Here is a 17815-nt window from a genome sequence, read left to right as displayed (position 1 = left end):
TGGGCGAGGAGATCGAGATCGTCGGTATCCGTCCGACCCAGAAGACCACGGTCACGGGCGTGGAGATGTTCCGCAAGCTGCTCGACCAGGGCCAGGCGGGCGACAACGCCGGCCTGCTGCTGCGCGGCACCAAGCGCGATGACGTGGAGCGTGGCCAGGTGCTGTGCAAGCCGGGCTCGATCAAGCCGCACACGGACTTCGAGGCCGAGGTGTACGTGCTGAGCAAGGACGAGGGTGGCCGTCACACGCCGTTCTTCAAGGGCTACCGTCCGCAGTTCTACTTCCGCACCACCGACATCACTGGCGCCTGCGAGCTGCCTGAAGGCGTGGAGATGGTGATGCCGGGCGACAACGTGAAGATGGTGGTGTCGCTGATCAACCCGATCGCGATGGACGAAGGCCTGCGTTTCGCGATCCGCGAAGGCGGCCGCACCGTCGGCGCCGGCGTGGTGGCAAAGATCGTCAAGTGATGTGACGGCCCGTGCGCGCCTTGCGCGCACGGCTGCCGGAACATCATCCCGAGCGCGGCGAGGGATCCCCATCCCCGCCGCGCCAGGGACAACCTCCGCGCAAGGGACTTCCGCTTCTCTCTCCTCAAAGACGGCTGAAGCAGGGCAGGGCAGCACAATCGCCTTGGCTGGTCCGGATCCGTGCAAAAAGATGCAAATAACCCCTTGCATCCAGCGGGTGAAGGTTTCATAATGTTCGACTCACCGGGGCCGAGCCTGTCAGGGCGGCAACGGAAATGCGAAATGAGGTGCAGGATGCGCCTCGTCTTCGCCAGACACGGATATTGTCGCGCGGCATGTGCTTCGTCCGTCCCGGAGGTTTCCGGGACACATAGGCGGGGCGTTTTGTCACGCTTGTGATCCAGGTCTGGGCGGATCGGGAAGCCGGTCTGCCCTGTTTTTTGCAGTAATCGAAGCCCCGATACGGGGTCCGGCCACCAGCCGCCGGGCCTGTCGCTCTTTAAATGAAGGAATTCCGTCATGGCGGACCAGAAAATCCGGATCCGGCTCAAGGCGTTCGATCACAGGCTGATCGACCGTTCGGCCAGCGAGATCGTCGAAACGGCCAGGCGGACCGGCGCGCAAGTGCGCGGCCCGATCCCGCTGCCCACCAAGATCGAGCGTTACACCATCCTGACGTCGCCGCACGTCGACAAGGATGCGCGTGACCAGTACGAAACCCGCACGCACAAGCGCGTGCTCGATATCGTCGACCCCAACGACAAGACCGTGGACGCGCTGATGAAGCTCGAGCTCGCGGCTGGCGTCGACGTCCAGATCAAGCTGACCTGAGGCCCCGAATCATGACCGCGAAGATTCATTCGTTGGGCATTGTCGGCCGCAAGGCCGGCATGAGCCGAGTGTTCACCGAAGACGGCAACTCCGTGCCGGTGACCCTGATCGAAGCCACCCCGAACCGCATCACCCAGGTGAAGACGGTCGAGACCGACGGCTACAGCGCCGTGCAGGTCACCGCCGGCGTCAAGCGCGCCTCGCTGCTGACCAAGCCCGAGTCTGGCCACCTGGCCAAGGCCAAGGTGGAAGCCGGTCGCGGCCTGTGGGAGCTGCGCGTTGCCGACGACAAGATCGCCGACTTCCAGGTTGGCGGCGAAATCAAGGCCGACATCTTCGAGGTCGGCCAGATCGTCGACGTCCAGGGTGTGACCAAGGGCAAGGGCTTCCAGGGCACGATCAAGCGCTGGAACTTCAGCATGGGCGACGCGACGCACGGCAACTCGCTGTCGCATCGCTCGCCAGGCTCGATCGGCCAGCGCCAGACCCCGGGTCGCGTGTTTCCGGGCAAGAAGATGTCCGGCCACATGGGCGCCGAGACCCAGACCACGCAGCGCCTGCAGGTGGTCAAGGTCGACGCCGAGCGCGGCCTGATCGCAATCAAGGGCGCCGTCCCCGGTGCTCCGGGTGGTGACGTCATCGTGCGTCCCTCGAGCAAGGCATAAGGAGAGATGACGATGGAACTCGCCATCAACGGTAGCAACAACACGCTGTCGGTATCCGACGCGGTATTCGGTCGCGAATTCAGCGAAGACCTGGTCCACCAGGTGGTCGTGGCGTATCGCAATGCCGGTCGCGCTGGCACCAAGGCACAGAAGACCCGATCCGAGGTCCGCGGCACGACCAAGAAGTCGAAGAAGCAGAAGGGCGGCGGTGCGCGTCATGGCGCGCTGACGGCTCCGATCTTCGTCGGCGGCGGCGTGACGTTCGCGGCCAAGCCGCGCAACTTCGCGCAGAAGGTCAATCGCAAGATGTACCGGGCCGCGATCTCGGTGATCCTGTCCGAGCTCAATCGCCAGGGTCGGATCACGATCGTCGAGGCGTTCGACATCGACGCGCCGAAGACCTCGGGCCTGGTGGAAAAGCTCAAGGATTTCGAGCTGGGTCGCCGCCCGCTGATCGTCACCGAGGACGCCTCGGAAAACCTGTACCTGTCCGCGCGCAACCTGCCGTACGTCGAAGTGCGTGACGTGCAGGGTCTGGATCCGGTCGCGCTGGTCGGCGCCGACAGCGTGCTGGTCACCACCGACGCGCTGAAGAAGATCGAGGAGTGGCTGGCATGAACAACGCCAAGCTCTATGAAGTGATCCGTGCACCGCGCGTGTCCGAAAAGACCGCCCGCCTGCAGGAAGTGTCCAACCAGTACGCGTTCGAAGTGGCGAAGGATGCGACCAAGGCCGACATCAAGGCCGCGGTCGAGAAGCTTTTCGACGTCAAGGTCCAGGCTGTCAACGTGCTGAACGTGAAGGGCAAGAGCAAGGCCTTCCGTTCGCGCCAGGGCAGCCGTGGCAACTGGCGCAAGGCGTACGTGACGCTGGCCGAAGGCCAGTCGATCGACGTCATCAACGCGACGGCCTGAGGAAGCTCCCATGCCATTGATGAAGTTCAAGCCCACGTCCCCCGGCCGCCGCAGCGCGGTCCGCGTGGTGACGCCCGATCTGCACAAGGGAGCCCCGCACGCGGCGCTCCTCGAACCGCAGAGCAAGACCGGTGGCCGTAACCACCACGGCCGCATCACCACCCGTCACATGGGCGGTGGCCACAAGCAGCATTACCGCATCATCGACTTCAAGCGCGACAAGGAAGGCATCCCGGCGCGCGTGGAGCGGATCGAGTACGACCCCAACCGCACCGCGCACATCGCGCTGCTGTGCTACGTCGACGGTGAGCGCCGTTACATCATCGCCCCCAAGGGCCTGAAGGCGGACGACCAGGTGATCGCGGGCAACGATGCGCCGATCAAGGCGGGCAACACGCTGCCGCTGCGCAACATCCCCGTGGGCTCCACGGTGCATTGCATCGAGATGAAGCCGGGCAAGGGCGCGCAGATCGCCCGTGCCGCCGGCGCCGGCGTCCAGCTGGTGGCCCGCGAAGGTGTCTACGCCACGCTCCGCCTGCGTTCGGGCGAGATGCGTCGCGTGCCGTCGGAATGCCGCGCGACCATCGGTGAAGTCGGCAACGTCGAGCACAACCTGGAGAAGCTGGGCAAGGCCGGTGCCAGCCGCTGGCGCGGCATCAAGCCGACCGTCCGCGGCGCGGCGATGAACCCGGTCGACCATCCGCACGGCGGTGGTGAGGCCAAGGCCGGCCAGGGCAACCCGCACCCGGTGACCCCGTGGGGCGTGCCGACCAAGGGCTACAAGACGCGCAAGAACAAGCGCACCCAGCAATTCATCGTGCGCGATCGCAGGAGTTAATCGGCCATGGCACGTTCACTCAAGAAGGGCCCGTTCGTCGACCACCATCTCGTCAGGAAGGTGGAAGTCGCGGGCAACACCAAGAAGCCGATCAAGACCTGGTCGCGCCGTTCGATGATCCTGCCGGAAATGGTGGGCTTCACGATCGCCGTCCACAACGGCAGGAACCACATCCCGGTGTTGGTCAATGAAAACATGGTTGGCCACAAGCTCGGCGAATTCGCGTTGACGCGGACCTTCAAGGGTCACGGCGGCGACAAGAAGTCGGGCAGGTAAGGAGCGCACGATGGACAAGGCAAAACGAGCCAAGCACGAAGAAGCCAAGCGCGTGCGTACCGAGGTCAACAAGCGGACCGCCGTGCTGCGCACGGCCCGCATCTCGCCGCAGAAGGCGCGCCTGGTCGCAGACCAGGTCCGCGGCCTGCCGGCCGAGCGCGCGGTCAGCCTGCTCAAGTTCTCCGACAAGAAGGCGGCTGTGCTGATCAAGAAACTGGTCGAGTCGGCGATCGCCAACGCGGAGAACAACGCAGGCGCCGATATCGACGAGCTGAAGATCGCCACGATCACCGTCGACGAAGGTCCGCTGCTGAAGCGCTTCATGGCGCGCGCCAAGGGCCGCGGCACGCGCATCCTCAAGCGCACCAGCCACATCACCGTCGTCGTGGGAGAGGGCAAGTAATATGGGTCATAAAGTTCATCCCACCGGCATCCGCCTTGGTATCTCCAAGGACTGGAACTCGAAGTGGTACGCCGGCAAGAAGGAATATGCCGGATACCTGACCGCCGACCTCAAGGTGCGCGAGATGCTTCGCAAGCGCCTTGCCGCCGCCGGCATCAGCAAGATCCTGATCGAGCGTCCGGCCAAGACCGCGCGCGTGACGATCCACACCGCCCGCCCGGGCGTGGTGATCGGCAAGCGTGGCGAGGACATCGAGAAGCTGCGCAAGGACGTCACCGCGATGATGGGCGTACCCGCCCACATCAACGTGACCGAGGTGCGCAAGCCCGAGCTCGACGCGCAGCTGGTCGCCGAGTCGATCGCGCAGCAGCTCGAGCGTCGCATCATGTTCCGTCGCGCGATGAAGCGCGCGGTCGGCAATGCGATGCGCCTTGGCTCGCTGGGCATCAAGGTCAACGTCGCCGGCCGCCTGAACGGCGCCGAGATCGCGCGTTCGGAGTGGTACCGCGAAGGTCGCGTGCCGCTGCACACCCTGCGCGCTGACGTCGACTACGGCTTTGCCGAGGCCAAGACGACCTACGGGATCATCGGCATCAAGACCTGGATCTACAAGGGCGAGATCTTCGACTTCGCCCAGGTTGGCCAGGAGAAGCAGGACGATTCGCCGCGTGGCGAACGTGGCGACCGCGGTGACCGCGAGCGTCCGCGTGGCCCGCGTCGCGACCGCGAGGCGAGGGACTAAGTCATGTTGCAACCCAAGCGAACCAAATACCGCAAGATGCACAAGGGCCGCAACGACGGCCTGGCCTGGAGCGGCAATGCCGTCAGCTTCGGCGAGTACGGCCTGAAGTCCACGGCCACCGGCCAGCTGACCGCACGCCAGATCGAGGCCGGCCGCCGCTCGATCAGCCGCCACGTCAAGCGCGGCGGCAAGATGTGGATCCGCGTGTTCCCCGACAAGCCGATCACCAAGAAGCCGATCGAAGTCCGCATGGGCTCGGGCAAGGGTGCGGTCGAGTTCTGGGTCGCACAGATCCAGCCCGGCCGCATGATCTACGAGATCGAGGGCGTGGACGAGGCGACTGCGCGCGAGGCGTTCCGCCTTGCCGCCGCCAAGCTCTCGGTGACCACCACTTTCGTTACCCGGACGGTGCGCTGATGGCGACGACCAAGGAACTGCGCGGCAAGTCCGCGGACGAACTGCAGGGCCACCTGTTGGAGCTGCAGAAAGAGCGTTTCGCCCTGCGCATGCAGAAGGCGACCGGCCAGCTGACCAAGACCCACGAGTCGCGCCGCGTGCGCCGCGAGATCGCGCGTGTCCACACGCTGCTGTCGGCGAAGAAGTAAGGCATACGACCATGAACAACAGCGAAAAGAAGCAAAATACGGTCCAGGGCCGGGTGGTCAGCAACAAGATGGACAAGACGGTCACTGTCCTCGTCGAGCGCAACGTCAAGCACCCGCTGTACGGCAAGTACATCCGCCGTTCGACCAAGCTGCACGCCCACGATGCCGAGAACTCCGCGAAGGAAGGCGACATCGTCCGCCTGGTGGAAGTGGCCCCGATTTCGAAGACCAAGAACTGGCGCGTGGTCGAGATCGTCACCCGCGCGGCCGAGTAACGAAAGGACACTTTCCATGATCCAGATGCAGAGCCACCTCGACGTGGCCGACAACTCCGGTGCCAAGGAAGTGATGTGCATCAAGGTGCTCGGCGGCTCCAAGCGCCGTTACGCCGCGATTGGCGACATCATCAAGGTATCGATCAAGGACGCGATCCCGCGCGGCAAGGTCAAGAAGGGCGAGGTTTACGATGCCGTCGTGGTGCGCACCCGCAAGGGCGTGCGCCGTGCAGATGGCTCGCTGATCCGCTTCGACGGCAATGCGGCGGTGTTGCTCAACAACAAGCAGGAGCCGATCGGCACGCGCATCTTCGGGCCTGTGACCCGCGAGCTGCGTACCGAGAAGTTCATGAAGATCGTCTCGCTCGCTCCCGAAGTGCTGTGAGCGGAGGACAGGACAATGGCTAATCGAATCAAGAAGGGCGACCAGGTGGTCGTCATTGCGGGTCGCGACAAGGGCAAGACCGGCGACGTGGTGCGCGTGCTCGGCGACAAGGTCGTCGTGTCGAACATCAACATCGTCAAGCGTCACACCAAGCCCAATCCGCAGGCCGGCCAGCCCGGTGGCGTGATCGAGCGCGAAGCGCCGATCGACGCGTCGAACGTGATGCTGTTCAACCCTGCCACCGGCAAGGGCGAGCGCGTCGGTACCAAGGTGCTCGAGGATGGACGGCGGCTGCGCGTGTTCCGCTCGAGTGGCGAGGCGGTCTGAAAAGACCCGCCTGATCCCCAGGAAAGAAGATAATGACGACCCGTCTGGAAAAGTTCTACAAGGATGAAGTAGTGCCGAAGCTCATGGAGCAGTTCGGCTACGACAACATCATGCAGGTTCCGCGCGTGAACAAGATCACGATCAACATGGGCGTGGGCGAAGCCGCCGCGAACAAGAAGATCCTCGAGAACGCGACCGCCGACATGGCCAAGATCAGCGGCCAGAAGGCGCTGGTGACCAAGTCGCGTGTCTCGGTGGCTTCCTTCAAGATCCGTGACGGCTGGCCGATCGGCTGCAAGGTGACCCTGCGCCGTGCCCGCATGTACGAGTTCCTGGACCGCCTGGTGAACATCGCGCTGCCGCGTGTGCGCGACTTCCGCGGCGTGTCTGCCCGGTCGTTCGACGGGCGCGGCAACTACAACATGGGCGTGAAGGAGCAGATCATCTTCCCGGAGATCGACTTCGACCAGGTCGACGCAGTGCGCGGCATGGACATCGCCATCACCACCACCGCCAAGACGAACGCGGAAGCCAAGGCGCTGCTCGAAGCCTTCCGCTTCCCGTTCCGCAACTGAGGAAACACACATGGCGAAGACCTCCATGGTCAACCGCGAGACCAAGCGCGCCAAGCTTGTGAAGAAGCACGCCGTCAAGCGCGCCGAGCTCAAGAAGATCATCTCCAGCCAGACGGCGGGTTACGAGGAGAAGTTCGAGGCGGCGACGAAGCTGCAGAAGCTGCCGCGCGATTCCTCGCCTGCGCGCCAGACCACGCGCTGCGCGCTGAGCGGCCGTCCCCGTGGCGTGTACGCGAAGTTCGGCCTCGGCCGCAACATGCTGCGCCAGGCGACCATGCGCGGCGACGTGCCGGGCCTGCGCAAGGCGAGCTGGTAAGCAACACCACATGCTCCGCCGCTGGCGGGGCAGGGCGCCACCGGGGCCAGGCCTGCTCCGGTGGATGCGACCGCGATGCCCCACGGGGCGTCGCAAGTCGTATATAATCGCCGGCTTGCCCGCGTCAGCGGGTGGCCCGACGGGCCCCCGGCCGTGCCGGGAACAATCCAGAACAGATTTTCGCGAAAGCGGATATCGGTGTACTCATAAGGAACTTCCATGAGCATGACTGATCCCATCGCCGACATGCTGGTCCGCATCAGGAATGCGGCCGCGGTTGGCAAGCCGACGGTGAAGATGCCGTCCTCCAAGGTCAAGGTCGCCATCGCCAACGTCCTCAAGGACGAAGGCTACATCGGCGACCTGCGCGTGACCGAGAACGGCGCCAAGGCCGAACTCGAGATCGTCCTCAAGTATTTCGAAGGCCGTCCGGTGATCGACCAGATGAAGCGCTACTCGCGCTCCGGTCTGCGTCAGTACCGCGGCAAGGACGCGCTGCCCAAGGTCCTGGGTGGCCTCGGCATCGCCATCATCTCCACCTCCAAGGGCATCATGACCGACTCGAAGGCGCGCCTGCAGGGCGTCGGCGGCGAGGTTCTGTGCTTCGTGGCCTAAGGGAGTAACGCGCATGTCCCGCATCGCCAAGAAGCCGGTCGCCCTGCCCCAGGGTGTCGAGCTGAATGCACAGCCCGAATCGGTCAGCGTCAAGGGCCCCAAGGGCACGCTGTCGATCGCCAAGCCGGCCCACATCCAGATCACGATCGAGGACGGCAACGCGCTGTTCTCGGCCGAGGATCCGGGCCAGGTGGCCCTCGCCGGCACCCTTCGCTCCATCGTCGCCAACATGGTCCACGGTGTGTCGCAAGGCTTCGAGCGCAAGCTCGAGCTGGTCGGCGTCGGCTACCGCGCCTCCGCCCAGGGCAACAACCTGAACCTGTCGCTCGGCTTCTCGCACCCGGTCGTGTTCAGCGCGCCGGATGGCATCACCATCACCACGCCGACCCAGACCGAAGTCCTGGTTGTCGGCATGGACAAGCAGCTGGTCGGTGAAGTCGCAGCCAAGATCCGCGGGTTCCGTCCGCCGGAGCCCTACAAGGGCAAGGGCGTGAAGTACTCCGACGAAGTCGTCATCCGCAAGGAAGCCAAGAAGGCGTAATGCGGGACGCCGGCGAGCACGCCGGAGTTTCCGCCAGCCGATCCGCTTCCCGCCACAGAGCATACCCATGGAAAAGAAAATCGCCCGCCTGCGCCGCGCCAAGTCCACGCGCGCGCACATTCGCGAACTCGGCGTGCCGCGCCTGTCGGTGCTGCGCACCGGTCAGCACGTCTACGCCCAGGTATTCAGCGCCGACGGCTCGAAGGTCCTGGCTGCGGCCAGCACCACCCAGTCCGCTCTGCGCGACGGCCTGAAGAGCGGCAAGAACACCGATGCCGCTGCCAAGGTTGGCCGCGCGATCGCCGAGAAGGCGCGCGAGGCCGGCATCGAGAAGGTCGCGTTCGACCGCTCGGGCTACCGCTACCACGGCCGCATCAAGGCGCTGGCCGACGCCGCCCGCGAGGGTGGCCTGCAGTTCTGATGGATCGACGGGGGCTTGCCCCTGTTGCTTGAAAATCCGGTCGTGGAGGCCATCCATGGCGGAACACTGTCGCTTCATGACAGTCCGGCTCGGCCATCCATGGCCGGGCGTTCGCCAAGGCAGCGCGGCATTGCCGCGCTGAGCGTGCCTTGACACACCCTGCCGGTGCGGGCTGCACCGGACGCTCCGCGGCTTATGTCCGACGGAAGCGGTCCGCCGATCCACATCACAACCATAAGCGGCCACGCCGCAAATTCCCTTTCGAACCCGAGACATGGCAATGGCAGAACCACAACGTGAATCCCGCGGGCGCGACCGCAATCGCGACCGGGAAGAGATGGACGACGGCATGATCGAGAAGCTGGTCGCGATCAACCGCGTCAGCAAGACGGTCAAGGGCGGTCGCCAGTTCACCTTCACCGCGCTGACGGTGGTGGGCGACAGCAACGGCAAGGTCGGCTTCGGCTACGGCAAGGCGCGCGAAGTGCCGGTCGCGATCCAGAAGTCGATGGAGTCCGCGCGCAAGAACATGATCAGCGTCGATCTCAACGGCGGCACGCTGTTCCACACGGTCAAGTCCGGCCACGGCGCGGCACGCGTATTCATGATGCCCGCCTCGGAAGGTACCGGCGTGATCGCTGGCGGCGCGATGCGCGCCGTCCTCGAGGCGGTTGGCGTGAAGGACGTGCTGGCCAAGGCCACCGGTTCGCGCAACCCGATCAACCTCGTCCGCGCCACCGTCAAGGGGCTGTCGGAAATGCAGTCGCCGACCCGCATCGCGGCCAAGCGCGGCAAGAAGGTCGAGGAGATCCTCAATGGCTAAGAACGAATCCACCGGCGGCACCGTCAAGGTGCGCCTGGTCAAGGGCCTGCGCGGCTCGCAGGCGAAGCATCGCCTGTCGGTGCGCGCGCTTGGCCTGAACAAGCTCAACGACGTCCGCGAACTGAAGGACAGCCCCCAGGTCCGTGGCCTGATCAACAAGGTCCACTACCTGGTCCGGGTCGAGGAATAAGCACATGAAGCTCAATACGCTCAAGCCCGCAGACGGCGCCCGCAAGGAGCGCACCCGCGTCGGTCGCGGCATCGGTTCCGGCAAGGGCAAGACCGCCGGCCGTGGCCACAAGGGTTCGTTCGCGCGTTCCGGCAAGGGCAAGATCAAGGCCGGCTTCGAAGGCGGCCAGATGCCCCTGCACATGCGCCTGCCGAAGGTGGGGTTCCGCTCGAAGCTCAAGACCGACAGCGCCGAAGTGTTCCTGTACCAGCTCGACAAGCTCGAGGGCGATATCGACCTGGCCGCCCTGCGCGCCGCCAAGCTGGTGTCGCGCATCGCCAAGAAGGTCAAGATCGTCAAGAAGGGCGAGGTTTCGAAGAAGCTCGTGCTCAAGGGCTTGCTGGTGACGGCAGGTGCACGCGCGGCAATCGAGGCCGCCGGCGGCCAGATCCAGGAGTAGGGACGGCATGGCGCGAAGTGCGGGAGCGATGTCGGGTCTGGCCGGCGCGGGCAAGTTCACCGAACTGCGCCAGCGCCTGCTGTTCGTGGTCGGTGCTCTGATCGTCTACCGCATCGGCTGCTTCATCCCCGTGCCGGGTGTGAACCCCGAGGCGATGCTGCAGCTGATGGAGCGCCAGGAAGGCACCATCGTGGACATGTTCAACATGTTCTCCGGTGGCGCCCTGGAGCGTTTCAGCCTCTTCGCGCTGAACGTGATCCCGTACATCTCGGCCTCGATCGTCATGCAGCTCATGGTGCAGATCCTGCCGAGCCTGAAGGCGATCCAGAAGGAAGGCGAGTCCGGTCGCCGCAGGATCACCCAGTGGTCGCGCATCGGCGCGATCCCGCTGGCGATCTTCCAGTCGGCCGGCATCGCGATCGCGCTGCAAAGCCAGGGTGCAGGCAGCGGCATCCCCGTGGTGTACGCACCGGGCCCGGGCTTCGTGATGACCGCGATCGTGGCGCTCACTGCCGGCACCATGTTCCTGGTGTGGCTGGGCGAGCAGGTGACCGAGCGCGGTATCGGCAACGGCGTGTCGCTGATCATCTTCGCCGGCATCGTCGCGGGCCTGCCGTCGGCGGTGATCGGCACGATCGAGGCCGCCCGCAACGGCGACATCAGCCCGATCGCGGTGATCATGATCGCGCTGATCGTGGCGGTGTTCACCTACTTCGTGGTGTTCGTCGAGCGCGGCCAGCGCCGGATCACGGTCAACTACGCGCGCCGCCAGGGTGGCCGCAACGCGTACATGAACCAGAGTTCGTTCCTGCCGCTCAAGCTCAACATGGCGGGCGTGATCCCGGCGATCTTCGCCTCGTCGATCATCATGTTCCCGGCCACGGCGACAACGTGGTTCGGCCAGGCCGGGTCCGCCCAGTGGCTGCAGCGCGTCGCGCAGGCGCTCTCCCCGGGTGAGCCGCTGTATATCCTGCTGTATGCGGGCCTGATCGCCGGCTTCGCCTTTTTCTACACGGCGCTGGTGTTCAACTCGCAGGAAACCGCTGACAACCTGAAGAAGTCTGGCGCGCTGGTGCCGGGCATCCGTCCGGGCAAGGCCACTGCCGAGTACATCGACGGCGTGCTGACGCGGCTGACCGCTGCGGGCGCTGCGTACCTGGTGGCGGTGTGCCTGCTGCCGGAGTTCATGCGGGCCGAGCTGAACGTGTCCTTCTACTTCGGTGGCACGTCGCTGCTGATCGTGGTGGTCGTGGTGATGGACTTCATCGCCCAGATCCAGGCCCACCTGATGTCGCACCAGTACGAGAGCCTGCTCAAGAAGTCCAACCTCCGAGGTGGCGCCCGGTCGCGCTAGCGCGTCGGAACCCGCGCCGGGCCATGGATGGTCCGGTGGTGTCGCAGGAAGGCGCCTTGGCGCCGCTCGGCGGCAACTGGCCAGGACGGCCACAAGAATTCACGCCGGCGCGGAGCACAGCCTCCCCCGGCACGATGGGCGACCCGTGTGGCAGTCCCGCACACGGGTGGGTCCGGGACCTTCGCGCACCAGAGTAGTGCGCGGGCCGGGCGGGGGAGACCCCGTTCAGCCATCCCGGATCCATCGCCGGAGCATGGGCACACTCCCCATGCCGGGTCGGCGGCACCTCTGGTGCCATCGGCTTCCAAGAAACCCGGGACCCTGTTAGAATTTCGTGTTCACTTCGTCGGGGACTCCGTTTCCAGGCGACCAACCAGTTGGAGATTCGCGCATGGCGCGTATTGCAGGTGTCAACCTGCCTGCCCAGAAGCACGTCTGGGTCGGGCTGCAAAGCATCTACGGCATTGGCCGTACCCGTTCGAAGCTCGTCTGCGATACCGCCGGCGTGACCTCGAGCACCAAGATCCGTGACCTGTCCGAGCCCGAAGTCGAGCGCCTGCGCGCCGAGGTCGGGAAGTTCGTGGTCGAGGGTGACCTGCGCCGAGAGATCGGCATGGCGATCAAGCGACTGATGGACCTGGCCTGCTATCGCGGCCTGCGCCACCGTCGTGGCCTGCCCCTGCGTGGCCAGCGCACCCGGACCAATGCACGCACCCGCAAGGGTCCGCGCAAGGCCATCAGGAAATAAGGAACAAAAACCATGGCCAAGCCAGCTGCCAAGCAGAAGAAGAAGATCAAGCGCGTCGTCACCGACGGCATCGCGCACGTCCACGCTTCGTTCAACAACACCATCATCACGATCACCGACCGCCAGGGCAATGCGCTGTCGTGGGCGACTTCGGGCGGCGCGGGTTTCCGCGGCTCGCGCAAGTCGACCCCGTTCGCAGCCCAGGTTGCCGCCGAGAAGGCGGGCAAGGATGCGCTGGACTACGGCGTGAAGTCGCTGGAAGTCCGCATCAAGGGCCCGGGTCCGGGACGTGAGTCGGCCGTGCGTTCGTTGAACAACGTGGGCTACAAGATCACCAACATCATCGACGTGACGCCAATCCCGCACAACGGGTGCCGTCCGCCGAAGAAGCGTCGCGTCTAAGGGAGCGATAAGAAATGGCTCGTTATATCGGTCCCACCTGCAAGCTCGCGCGCCGTGAAGGCGCCGACCTTTCGCTCAAGTCCCCGACCCGGGCGCTCGACTCCAAGTGCAAGCTGGAGCAGAAGCCCGGCCAGCACGGTGCCGGCACCGGCGCGCGTCGCAGCAAGGTTTCCGACTACGCCCTCCAGCTTCGCGAGAAGCAGAAGGTCAAGCGGATCTACGGCATGCTGGAGCGCCAGTTCCGCAACTACTACAAGAAGGCCTCGACCAAGAAGGGCAACACCGGCGAGAACCTGCTGCAACTCCTGGAGACGCGTCTCGACAACGTCGTCTACCGCATGGGCTTCGCGGTCACCCGTCCGGCCGCCCGACAGCTGGTTTCGCATCGTGGCGTCACGGTCAACGGCAAGCCCGTCAACCTGCCGTCCTACCAGGTCAAGGCCGGTGACGCGATTGCCCTGTCCGAAAAGGCGCAGAAGCAGATGCGCGTCCAGGAAGCGCTGAACGTCTCGTCCAGCATGGACCTGGCGCCGTCGTGGATCGAAGTCGACCAGAAGAAGTTCAGCGGCGTGTTCAAGGCGGTCCCCGACCGCGGCGACCTGCCGGCGGACATCAACGAAGCGCTGATCGTCGAGCTGTACTCGAAGTAAGGACTGGCGGCGGGTCATCCCGCAGCACCAGCAACAACTCCCCCCGGCCCGTGCCCCGCGCACGGGCCACCCCTCGGCAGTACGCAAGGGGCTCCAAACGTCCAGAGCCATCGCGTCGACGGATGCGGTGTCCCTGCAGGAGACGCTACGAATATGACAGTTACCGCCAACCAGGTCCTGCGCCCCCGTGGTCCCCAGATCGAACGCCTCGCGGGCAACCGCGCGAAGGTCGTGATCGAACCGCTCGAGCGCGGCTATGGCCACACCCTCGGCAACGCGCTGCGCCGCGTGCTGCTGTCGTCGATCCCCGGCTTCGCAATCACTGAAGTCGAGATCGACGGCGTGCTGCACGAGTACAGCACGATCGAGGGCCTGCAGGAAGACGTGCTCGAAGTCCTGCTCAACCTCAAGGACGTCGCGATCCGCATGGGCACCGGCGAGAGCTCGACGCTCACGCTGACCAAGTCCGGCCCGGGCGTCGTCACCGCTGCCGACATCAAGACCGACCACAACGTCGAGATCCTGAATCTCGATCACGTGATCGCGCACCTGACCAAGGACACGGAGCTCAGCATCCGCCTGAAGATCGAGCGCGGCTTCGGCTACCAGCCGGCGGCTGCCCGCCGTCGTCCGGATGAGGAAACCCGCTCGATCGGCCGGCTGATGCTGGACGCGTCGTTCTCGCCGGTGCGCCGCGTGGCTTATGAAGTCGAGGCCGCCCGCGTCGAACAGCGCACCGACCTGGACAAGCTGGTCCTGGACATCGAGACCAACGGCACGATCGACGCCGAGGAAGCGGTGCGCACCGCCGCCGACATCCTTACCGACCAGCTGTCGGTGTTCGGCGACTTCACCCACCGCGACCGCGGCGGCCAGAAGGCGGCGACGCCGGGCGTCGACCCGATCCTGCTGCGTCCGATCGATGATCTGGAGCTGACCGTGCGTTCGGCCAACTGCCTCAAGGCCGAGAGCATCTACTACATCGGTGACCTGATCCAGAAGACCGAGGTCGAGCTGCTCAAGACCCCGAACCTGGGCAAGAAGTCGCTCACCGAGATCAAGGAAGTCCTCGCCCAGCGCGGCCTTTCGCTTGGCATGAAGCTCGAGAACTGGCCGCCGGCCGGCGTCTCGGCCCACGGCATGCTGGGCTGATCCAACCGCGGCCCGCAGCGATGCGGGCCGCGTGCTGTACCCCGCCGACGAACACCAGTTCGCGGCCCGCCGGCCAGGGAGGCCGGCAAGGACCATCCGCAGTCCGCTTGCAACGCCAGGATGGCGACATAGACGTCCAAGGCTTCAACTTTCCACCTATCAAGGAATCAAGTCCATGCGCCACCAGAAAGCCGGTCGCAAGTTCAACCGCACCAGCGCCCACCGCCAGGCGATGTTCTCCAACATGGCTGCGTCGCTGTTCAAGCACGAGCTGATCAAGACCACCCTGCCCAAGGCCAAGGAACTGCGCCGCGTCGCCGAGCCGCTGGTCACCCTGGCCAAGGTCGACAGCGTCGCCAACCGCCGCCTCGCCTTCTCGCGCCTGCGCGACAAGGAAGCCGTCGGCAACCTGTTCACCACGTTTGGCCCGCGTTACGCGAGCCGTCCGGGCGGTTACCTGCGCATCCTCAAGTGCGGGTTCCGTGCTGGCGACAATGCGCCGATGGCCTACGTCGAGCTGATCGATCGTCCGCAGGTGGCCGCCGAGTAACCGGCCTCCTGAGGTGCGACATGCGAAACCCCGGCAACGCCGGGGTTTCTGCTTTCAGGGCCTGTGGAATTCCGGAAGAGCGGCATCCGGACCTGCGCCTCGTCGCTTCCCCGGCTGCGCTGGCGGGTGCGTGTATGCATAACCAGAGAATGAGGTACGTGTCTGGTCGACGCGTGACGAACGGCTCCCGACCGGACGGTGCATGTACGCGCCGCGGCCGGCAGCAGTGATAATGCGGCCTGTCTCCATGACTGCAGGCGTCCATGAATCCACTTCACTGGTCCTTCCGTTTCCAGATGCTGTCCGGCGCGGCCGTCTGCTTCGCGCTGATCGGCTTTGCGATCTACAGCCAGTTAGCTTGGGAGCTGGAGCCGTGCCCGCTGTGCATCTTCCAGCGCATCGCCTTCGCGGCGCTGGGCCTGGTGATGCTGCCCGCCGGGCTGCACGCGCCGCGCGGAAGCGGCGGGCGCGGCGTCTGGAGCATGCTGGCCCTGGTGGCGGCCGCGGTCGGGATCGGCATTGCCGGGCGCCACGTCTGGCTGCAGATGTTTCCGCCCGAAATCCCGGCGTGTGGCGCGCCGTTCGCGTTCATGCGCGAAACCATGGACACGCCCGGGCTGATCCGGCAGGTGCTGACCGGCACCGGCGACTGCGGGACGATCGACTGGACCTTCCTCGGGCTGTCGATGCCCTGGTGGAGCCTGATCTGGTTCGTACTGCTCGCGGCGTGGGCGCTGCAGGCCGGTTTGCGCCGCCGCTGAGGCGTCAACGGGTCCGTTGCAGCTGAAATTGACGCGCCGCAGCAAGCGGCGCACCATGCGCGTTCGTATAGAGCACATGTCAATGCACAGCCCAGATCGCAACCTCCAGCCCGTCAACCTTCCCGCCGAATGGCATCCTGGCAGCTGGCGTGCGCGTCCGGCGCTGCAGCTGCCGGTCTATCCCGACGAAGAGGCGCTGGCCGAGGTCCAGGACGAGCTGCGGGAGCTGCCGCCGCTGGTGACCTCGCGCGAGATCCTCACCCTCAAGCAGCAGCTGGCCGAGGCCCAGGAGGGCAAGCGCTTCCTGCTGCAGGGCGGCGACTGCGCCGAGAATTTCCGCGAGTGCAGCTCGGAGATCATTTCCAACCGGCTCAAGGTGCTGCTGCAGATGAGCCTGGTACTGGTGCACGGCATGAAGCTGCCGGTGGTGCGCGTGGGCCGCTTTGCCGGCCAGTACGCCAAGCCGCGTTCGGCGGGCATGGAAGTGCGCGACGGCGTGGAGCTGCCGAGCTACCGCGGCGACATCGTCAACGGCCCGGCGTTCACTGCAGCGGCGCGCATTCCGGACCCGCGACGCATGGTCAAGGCGCATGCGCGCTCGGCGATGACGATGAACTTCGTGCGTTCGCTGATCGACGGCGGCTTCGCCGACCTGCACCACCCCGAGTACTGGGGTTTGGGCTGGGTCAGCCAGGCGCCGCTGGCCGGCGAGTACGAGAAGATGGTTGCCGGCATCGGCGACGCGGTGCGGTTCATGGAGACGCTGGCGGGACGGCAGATGCACAGCCTCAACCGCGTCGACTTCTACACCTCGCACGAGGCGCTGCTGCTGCCCTACGAGGAATCGCAGACGCGCCAGGTGCCGCGGCAGTGGGGCTGGTTCAACCTCAGCACGCACTTCCCGTGGGTGGGCATGCGCACTGCCGCCCTCGACGGCGCGCACACCGAATATTTCCGCGGCATCCGCAACCCGATCGCGGTCAAGGTGGGACCGAGCGCCACGCCGGACCAGTTGCTGAAGCTGATCGACGTGCTCAACCCCGACGACGAGCCGGGCCGGCTCGGCCTGATCCATCGCATGGGTGCGACCGAGGTCGCCGCCAAGCTGCCCTCGCTGCTCGACGCGGTGAAGCGGGAGGGGCGCCGCGTGTTGTGGATCTGCGATGCGATGCACGGCAATACCGAATCGACCAGCAACGGCTACAAGACCCGACGCTTCGACAACATCCGCAGCGAGATCGAGCAGTCGTTCGACATCCATGCCGCGGCGGGCACGCGCCTGGGCGGCGTGCACCTGGAGCTCACCGGCGAAGATGTCACCGAGTGCACCGGTGGCGCGCGCGCCCTGACCGAAGTCGACCTGGAGCGTGCCTACCGTTCCACCGTCGATCCGCGCCTGAACTACGAGCAGGCGCTGGAAACCGCGATGCTGATCGTGCGCAAGCACGCGCAGCTCAATCCTCCAGTCAGGGCCTGACTGGACTTTCCAGCGCGTCGCGTCGAGCGACGGCGACGGTAGCGGCCATGGCCGATGCCGCCGGCGGACC

Annotated in this window: 30 protein-coding genes; all 30 read left to right on the top strand. The window is 65.6% G+C overall.

Going from position 1 to position 17815, the window contains the following annotated elements:
- A partial coding sequence (locus tag ACW5EG_RS10355) for an EF-Tu C-terminal domain-related protein (RefSeq protein WP_457021374.1) occupies nt 1–470 on the top strand: 470 nt, incomplete at its 5' end.
- A gap of 519 nt (nt 471–989) precedes the next feature.
- Nucleotides 990–1301: a 30S ribosomal protein S10 gene (gene rpsJ / locus ACW5EG_RS10350; protein ID WP_422893905.1), complete on the top strand. Its 312-nt coding sequence runs from the start codon at nt 990–992 to the stop codon at nt 1299–1301.
- Between the two features lie 11 nt (nt 1302–1312).
- The gene (gene rplC / locus ACW5EG_RS10345) at nt 1313–1966 is read left to right on the top strand and encodes a 50S ribosomal protein L3 (RefSeq protein ID WP_457019884.1); all 654 of its coding nucleotides are present in this window, start codon (nt 1313–1315) and stop codon (nt 1964–1966) included.
- Nucleotides 1967–1978: 12 nt separating this feature from the next.
- Complete coding sequence (gene rplD / locus ACW5EG_RS10340) at nt 1979–2584, top strand: 50S ribosomal protein L4 (RefSeq protein WP_457019883.1); 606 nt, start codon at nt 1979–1981, stop codon at nt 2582–2584.
- Nucleotides 2581–2880, top strand: coding sequence for a 50S ribosomal protein L23 (rplW, locus tag ACW5EG_RS10335; protein ID WP_457021373.1), 300 nt, complete (start codon nt 2581–2583; stop codon nt 2878–2880). Before rplD ends, rplW begins: the two co-directional genes overlap by 4 nt.
- Before the next feature lie 10 nt (nt 2881–2890).
- On the top strand, nt 2891–3718 hold the full coding sequence (gene rplB / locus ACW5EG_RS10330; RefSeq protein ID WP_457021372.1) for a 50S ribosomal protein L2: 828 nt from the start codon (nt 2891–2893) through the stop codon (nt 3716–3718).
- A gap of 6 nt (nt 3719–3724) precedes the next feature.
- Nucleotides 3725–3994, top strand: coding sequence for a 30S ribosomal protein S19 (rpsS, locus tag ACW5EG_RS10325; RefSeq protein ID WP_457019878.1), 270 nt, complete (start codon nt 3725–3727; stop codon nt 3992–3994).
- A 10-nt stretch (nt 3995–4004) separates the two neighbouring features.
- Nucleotides 4005–4397 (top strand): 50S ribosomal protein L22, encoded by a 393-nt coding sequence (rplV, locus tag ACW5EG_RS10320; RefSeq protein ID WP_457019876.1) that lies wholly within the window; start codon nt 4005–4007, stop codon nt 4395–4397.
- A 1-nt stretch (nt 4398) separates the two neighbouring features.
- The gene (gene rpsC / locus ACW5EG_RS10315; protein ID WP_457019874.1) at nt 4399–5139 is read left to right on the top strand and encodes a 30S ribosomal protein S3; all 741 of its coding nucleotides are present in this window, start codon (nt 4399–4401) and stop codon (nt 5137–5139) included.
- A 3-nt stretch (nt 5140–5142) separates the two neighbouring features.
- The gene (rplP, locus tag ACW5EG_RS10310) at nt 5143–5556 is read left to right on the top strand and encodes a 50S ribosomal protein L16 (RefSeq protein WP_457019872.1); all 414 of its coding nucleotides are present in this window, start codon (nt 5143–5145) and stop codon (nt 5554–5556) included.
- Complete coding sequence (rpmC, locus tag ACW5EG_RS10305) at nt 5556–5744, top strand: 50S ribosomal protein L29 (protein WP_457019870.1); 189 nt, start codon at nt 5556–5558, stop codon at nt 5742–5744. Before rplP ends, rpmC begins: the two co-directional genes overlap by 1 nt.
- An 11-nt stretch (nt 5745–5755) precedes the next feature.
- Entirely contained in the window at nt 5756–6019 is a 264-nt protein-coding gene (rpsQ, locus tag ACW5EG_RS10300; RefSeq protein ID WP_457019869.1) for a 30S ribosomal protein S17, read from the top strand.
- Nucleotides 6020–6035: 16 nt separating this feature from the next.
- A complete protein-coding gene (gene rplN / locus ACW5EG_RS10295) occupies nt 6036–6404 on the top strand; it encodes a 50S ribosomal protein L14 (RefSeq protein WP_457019867.1) in 369 nt (122 codons plus the stop codon).
- Nucleotides 6405–6419: 15 nt separating this feature from the next.
- Entirely contained in the window at nt 6420–6731 is a 312-nt protein-coding gene (gene rplX, locus ACW5EG_RS10290; RefSeq protein ID WP_457019865.1) for a 50S ribosomal protein L24, read from the top strand.
- A gap of 32 nt (nt 6732–6763) precedes the next feature.
- Nucleotides 6764–7306 (top strand): 50S ribosomal protein L5, encoded by a 543-nt coding sequence (gene rplE / locus ACW5EG_RS10285; protein ID WP_457019864.1) that lies wholly within the window; start codon nt 6764–6766, stop codon nt 7304–7306.
- A gap of 10 nt (nt 7307–7316) precedes the next feature.
- A complete protein-coding gene (rpsN, locus tag ACW5EG_RS10280) occupies nt 7317–7622 on the top strand; it encodes a 30S ribosomal protein S14 (RefSeq protein ID WP_457019863.1) in 306 nt (101 codons plus the stop codon).
- Between the two features lie 219 nt (nt 7623–7841).
- The gene (gene rpsH / locus ACW5EG_RS10275) at nt 7842–8237 is read left to right on the top strand and encodes a 30S ribosomal protein S8 (protein ID WP_457019861.1); all 396 of its coding nucleotides are present in this window, start codon (nt 7842–7844) and stop codon (nt 8235–8237) included.
- Between the two features lie 13 nt (nt 8238–8250).
- Nucleotides 8251–8778, top strand: coding sequence for a 50S ribosomal protein L6 (rplF, locus tag ACW5EG_RS10270; protein WP_457019860.1), 528 nt, complete (start codon nt 8251–8253; stop codon nt 8776–8778).
- A gap of 67 nt (nt 8779–8845) precedes the next feature.
- Nucleotides 8846–9199, top strand: a complete 354-nt coding sequence (rplR, locus tag ACW5EG_RS10265; RefSeq protein WP_457019858.1) for a 50S ribosomal protein L18 — start codon at nt 8846–8848, stop codon at nt 9197–9199.
- A 280-nt stretch (nt 9200–9479) separates the two neighbouring features.
- A complete protein-coding gene (gene rpsE / locus ACW5EG_RS10260; protein ID WP_457019856.1) occupies nt 9480–10022 on the top strand; it encodes a 30S ribosomal protein S5 in 543 nt (180 codons plus the stop codon).
- Complete coding sequence (rpmD, locus tag ACW5EG_RS10255) at nt 10015–10212, top strand: 50S ribosomal protein L30 (protein ID WP_457019855.1); 198 nt, start codon at nt 10015–10017, stop codon at nt 10210–10212. Before rpsE ends, rpmD begins: the two co-directional genes overlap by 8 nt.
- A gap of 4 nt (nt 10213–10216) precedes the next feature.
- Complete coding sequence (rplO, locus tag ACW5EG_RS10250) at nt 10217–10651, top strand: 50S ribosomal protein L15 (RefSeq protein WP_457019853.1); 435 nt, start codon at nt 10217–10219, stop codon at nt 10649–10651.
- Nucleotides 10652–10679: 28 nt separating this feature from the next.
- Entirely contained in the window at nt 10680–12005 is a 1326-nt protein-coding gene (secY, locus tag ACW5EG_RS10245) for a preprotein translocase subunit SecY (protein WP_457019899.1), read from the top strand.
- A 391-nt stretch (nt 12006–12396) separates the two neighbouring features.
- Nucleotides 12397–12753 carry a 30S ribosomal protein S13 gene (rpsM, locus tag ACW5EG_RS10240; protein ID WP_457019851.1) on the top strand — a complete coding sequence of 119 codons (357 nt, stop codon included), beginning with the start codon at nt 12397–12399 and terminating at the stop codon, nt 12751–12753.
- 12 nt (nt 12754–12765) lie between these two features.
- A complete protein-coding gene (gene rpsK, locus ACW5EG_RS10235; RefSeq protein WP_280943425.1) occupies nt 12766–13155 on the top strand; it encodes a 30S ribosomal protein S11 in 390 nt (129 codons plus the stop codon).
- A gap of 14 nt (nt 13156–13169) precedes the next feature.
- Complete coding sequence (rpsD, locus tag ACW5EG_RS10230; protein ID WP_457019849.1) at nt 13170–13805, top strand: 30S ribosomal protein S4; 636 nt, start codon at nt 13170–13172, stop codon at nt 13803–13805.
- Nucleotides 13806–13958: 153 nt separating this feature from the next.
- A complete protein-coding gene (locus ACW5EG_RS10225; protein WP_457019848.1) occupies nt 13959–14957 on the top strand; it encodes a DNA-directed RNA polymerase subunit alpha in 999 nt (332 codons plus the stop codon).
- A 175-nt stretch (nt 14958–15132) separates the two neighbouring features.
- Nucleotides 15133–15507, top strand: a complete 375-nt coding sequence (gene rplQ / locus ACW5EG_RS10220; protein WP_457019846.1) for a 50S ribosomal protein L17 — start codon at nt 15133–15135, stop codon at nt 15505–15507.
- A gap of 263 nt (nt 15508–15770) precedes the next feature.
- Nucleotides 15771–16268, top strand: a complete 498-nt coding sequence (locus tag ACW5EG_RS10215) for a disulfide bond formation protein B (protein ID WP_457019845.1) — start codon at nt 15771–15773, stop codon at nt 16266–16268.
- A gap of 82 nt (nt 16269–16350) precedes the next feature.
- Nucleotides 16351–17745: a class II 3-deoxy-7-phosphoheptulonate synthase gene (locus tag ACW5EG_RS10210; protein ID WP_457019843.1), complete on the top strand. Its 1395-nt coding sequence runs from the start codon at nt 16351–16353 to the stop codon at nt 17743–17745.
- Nucleotides 17746–17815 lie beyond the last annotated feature (70 nt).

The sequence above is a fragment of the Luteimonas sp. A611 genome, assembly GCF_054072715.1.
Note: the sequence above shows the minus strand (reverse complement) of the source record. Positions and strands in the feature narration are given on the sequence as shown.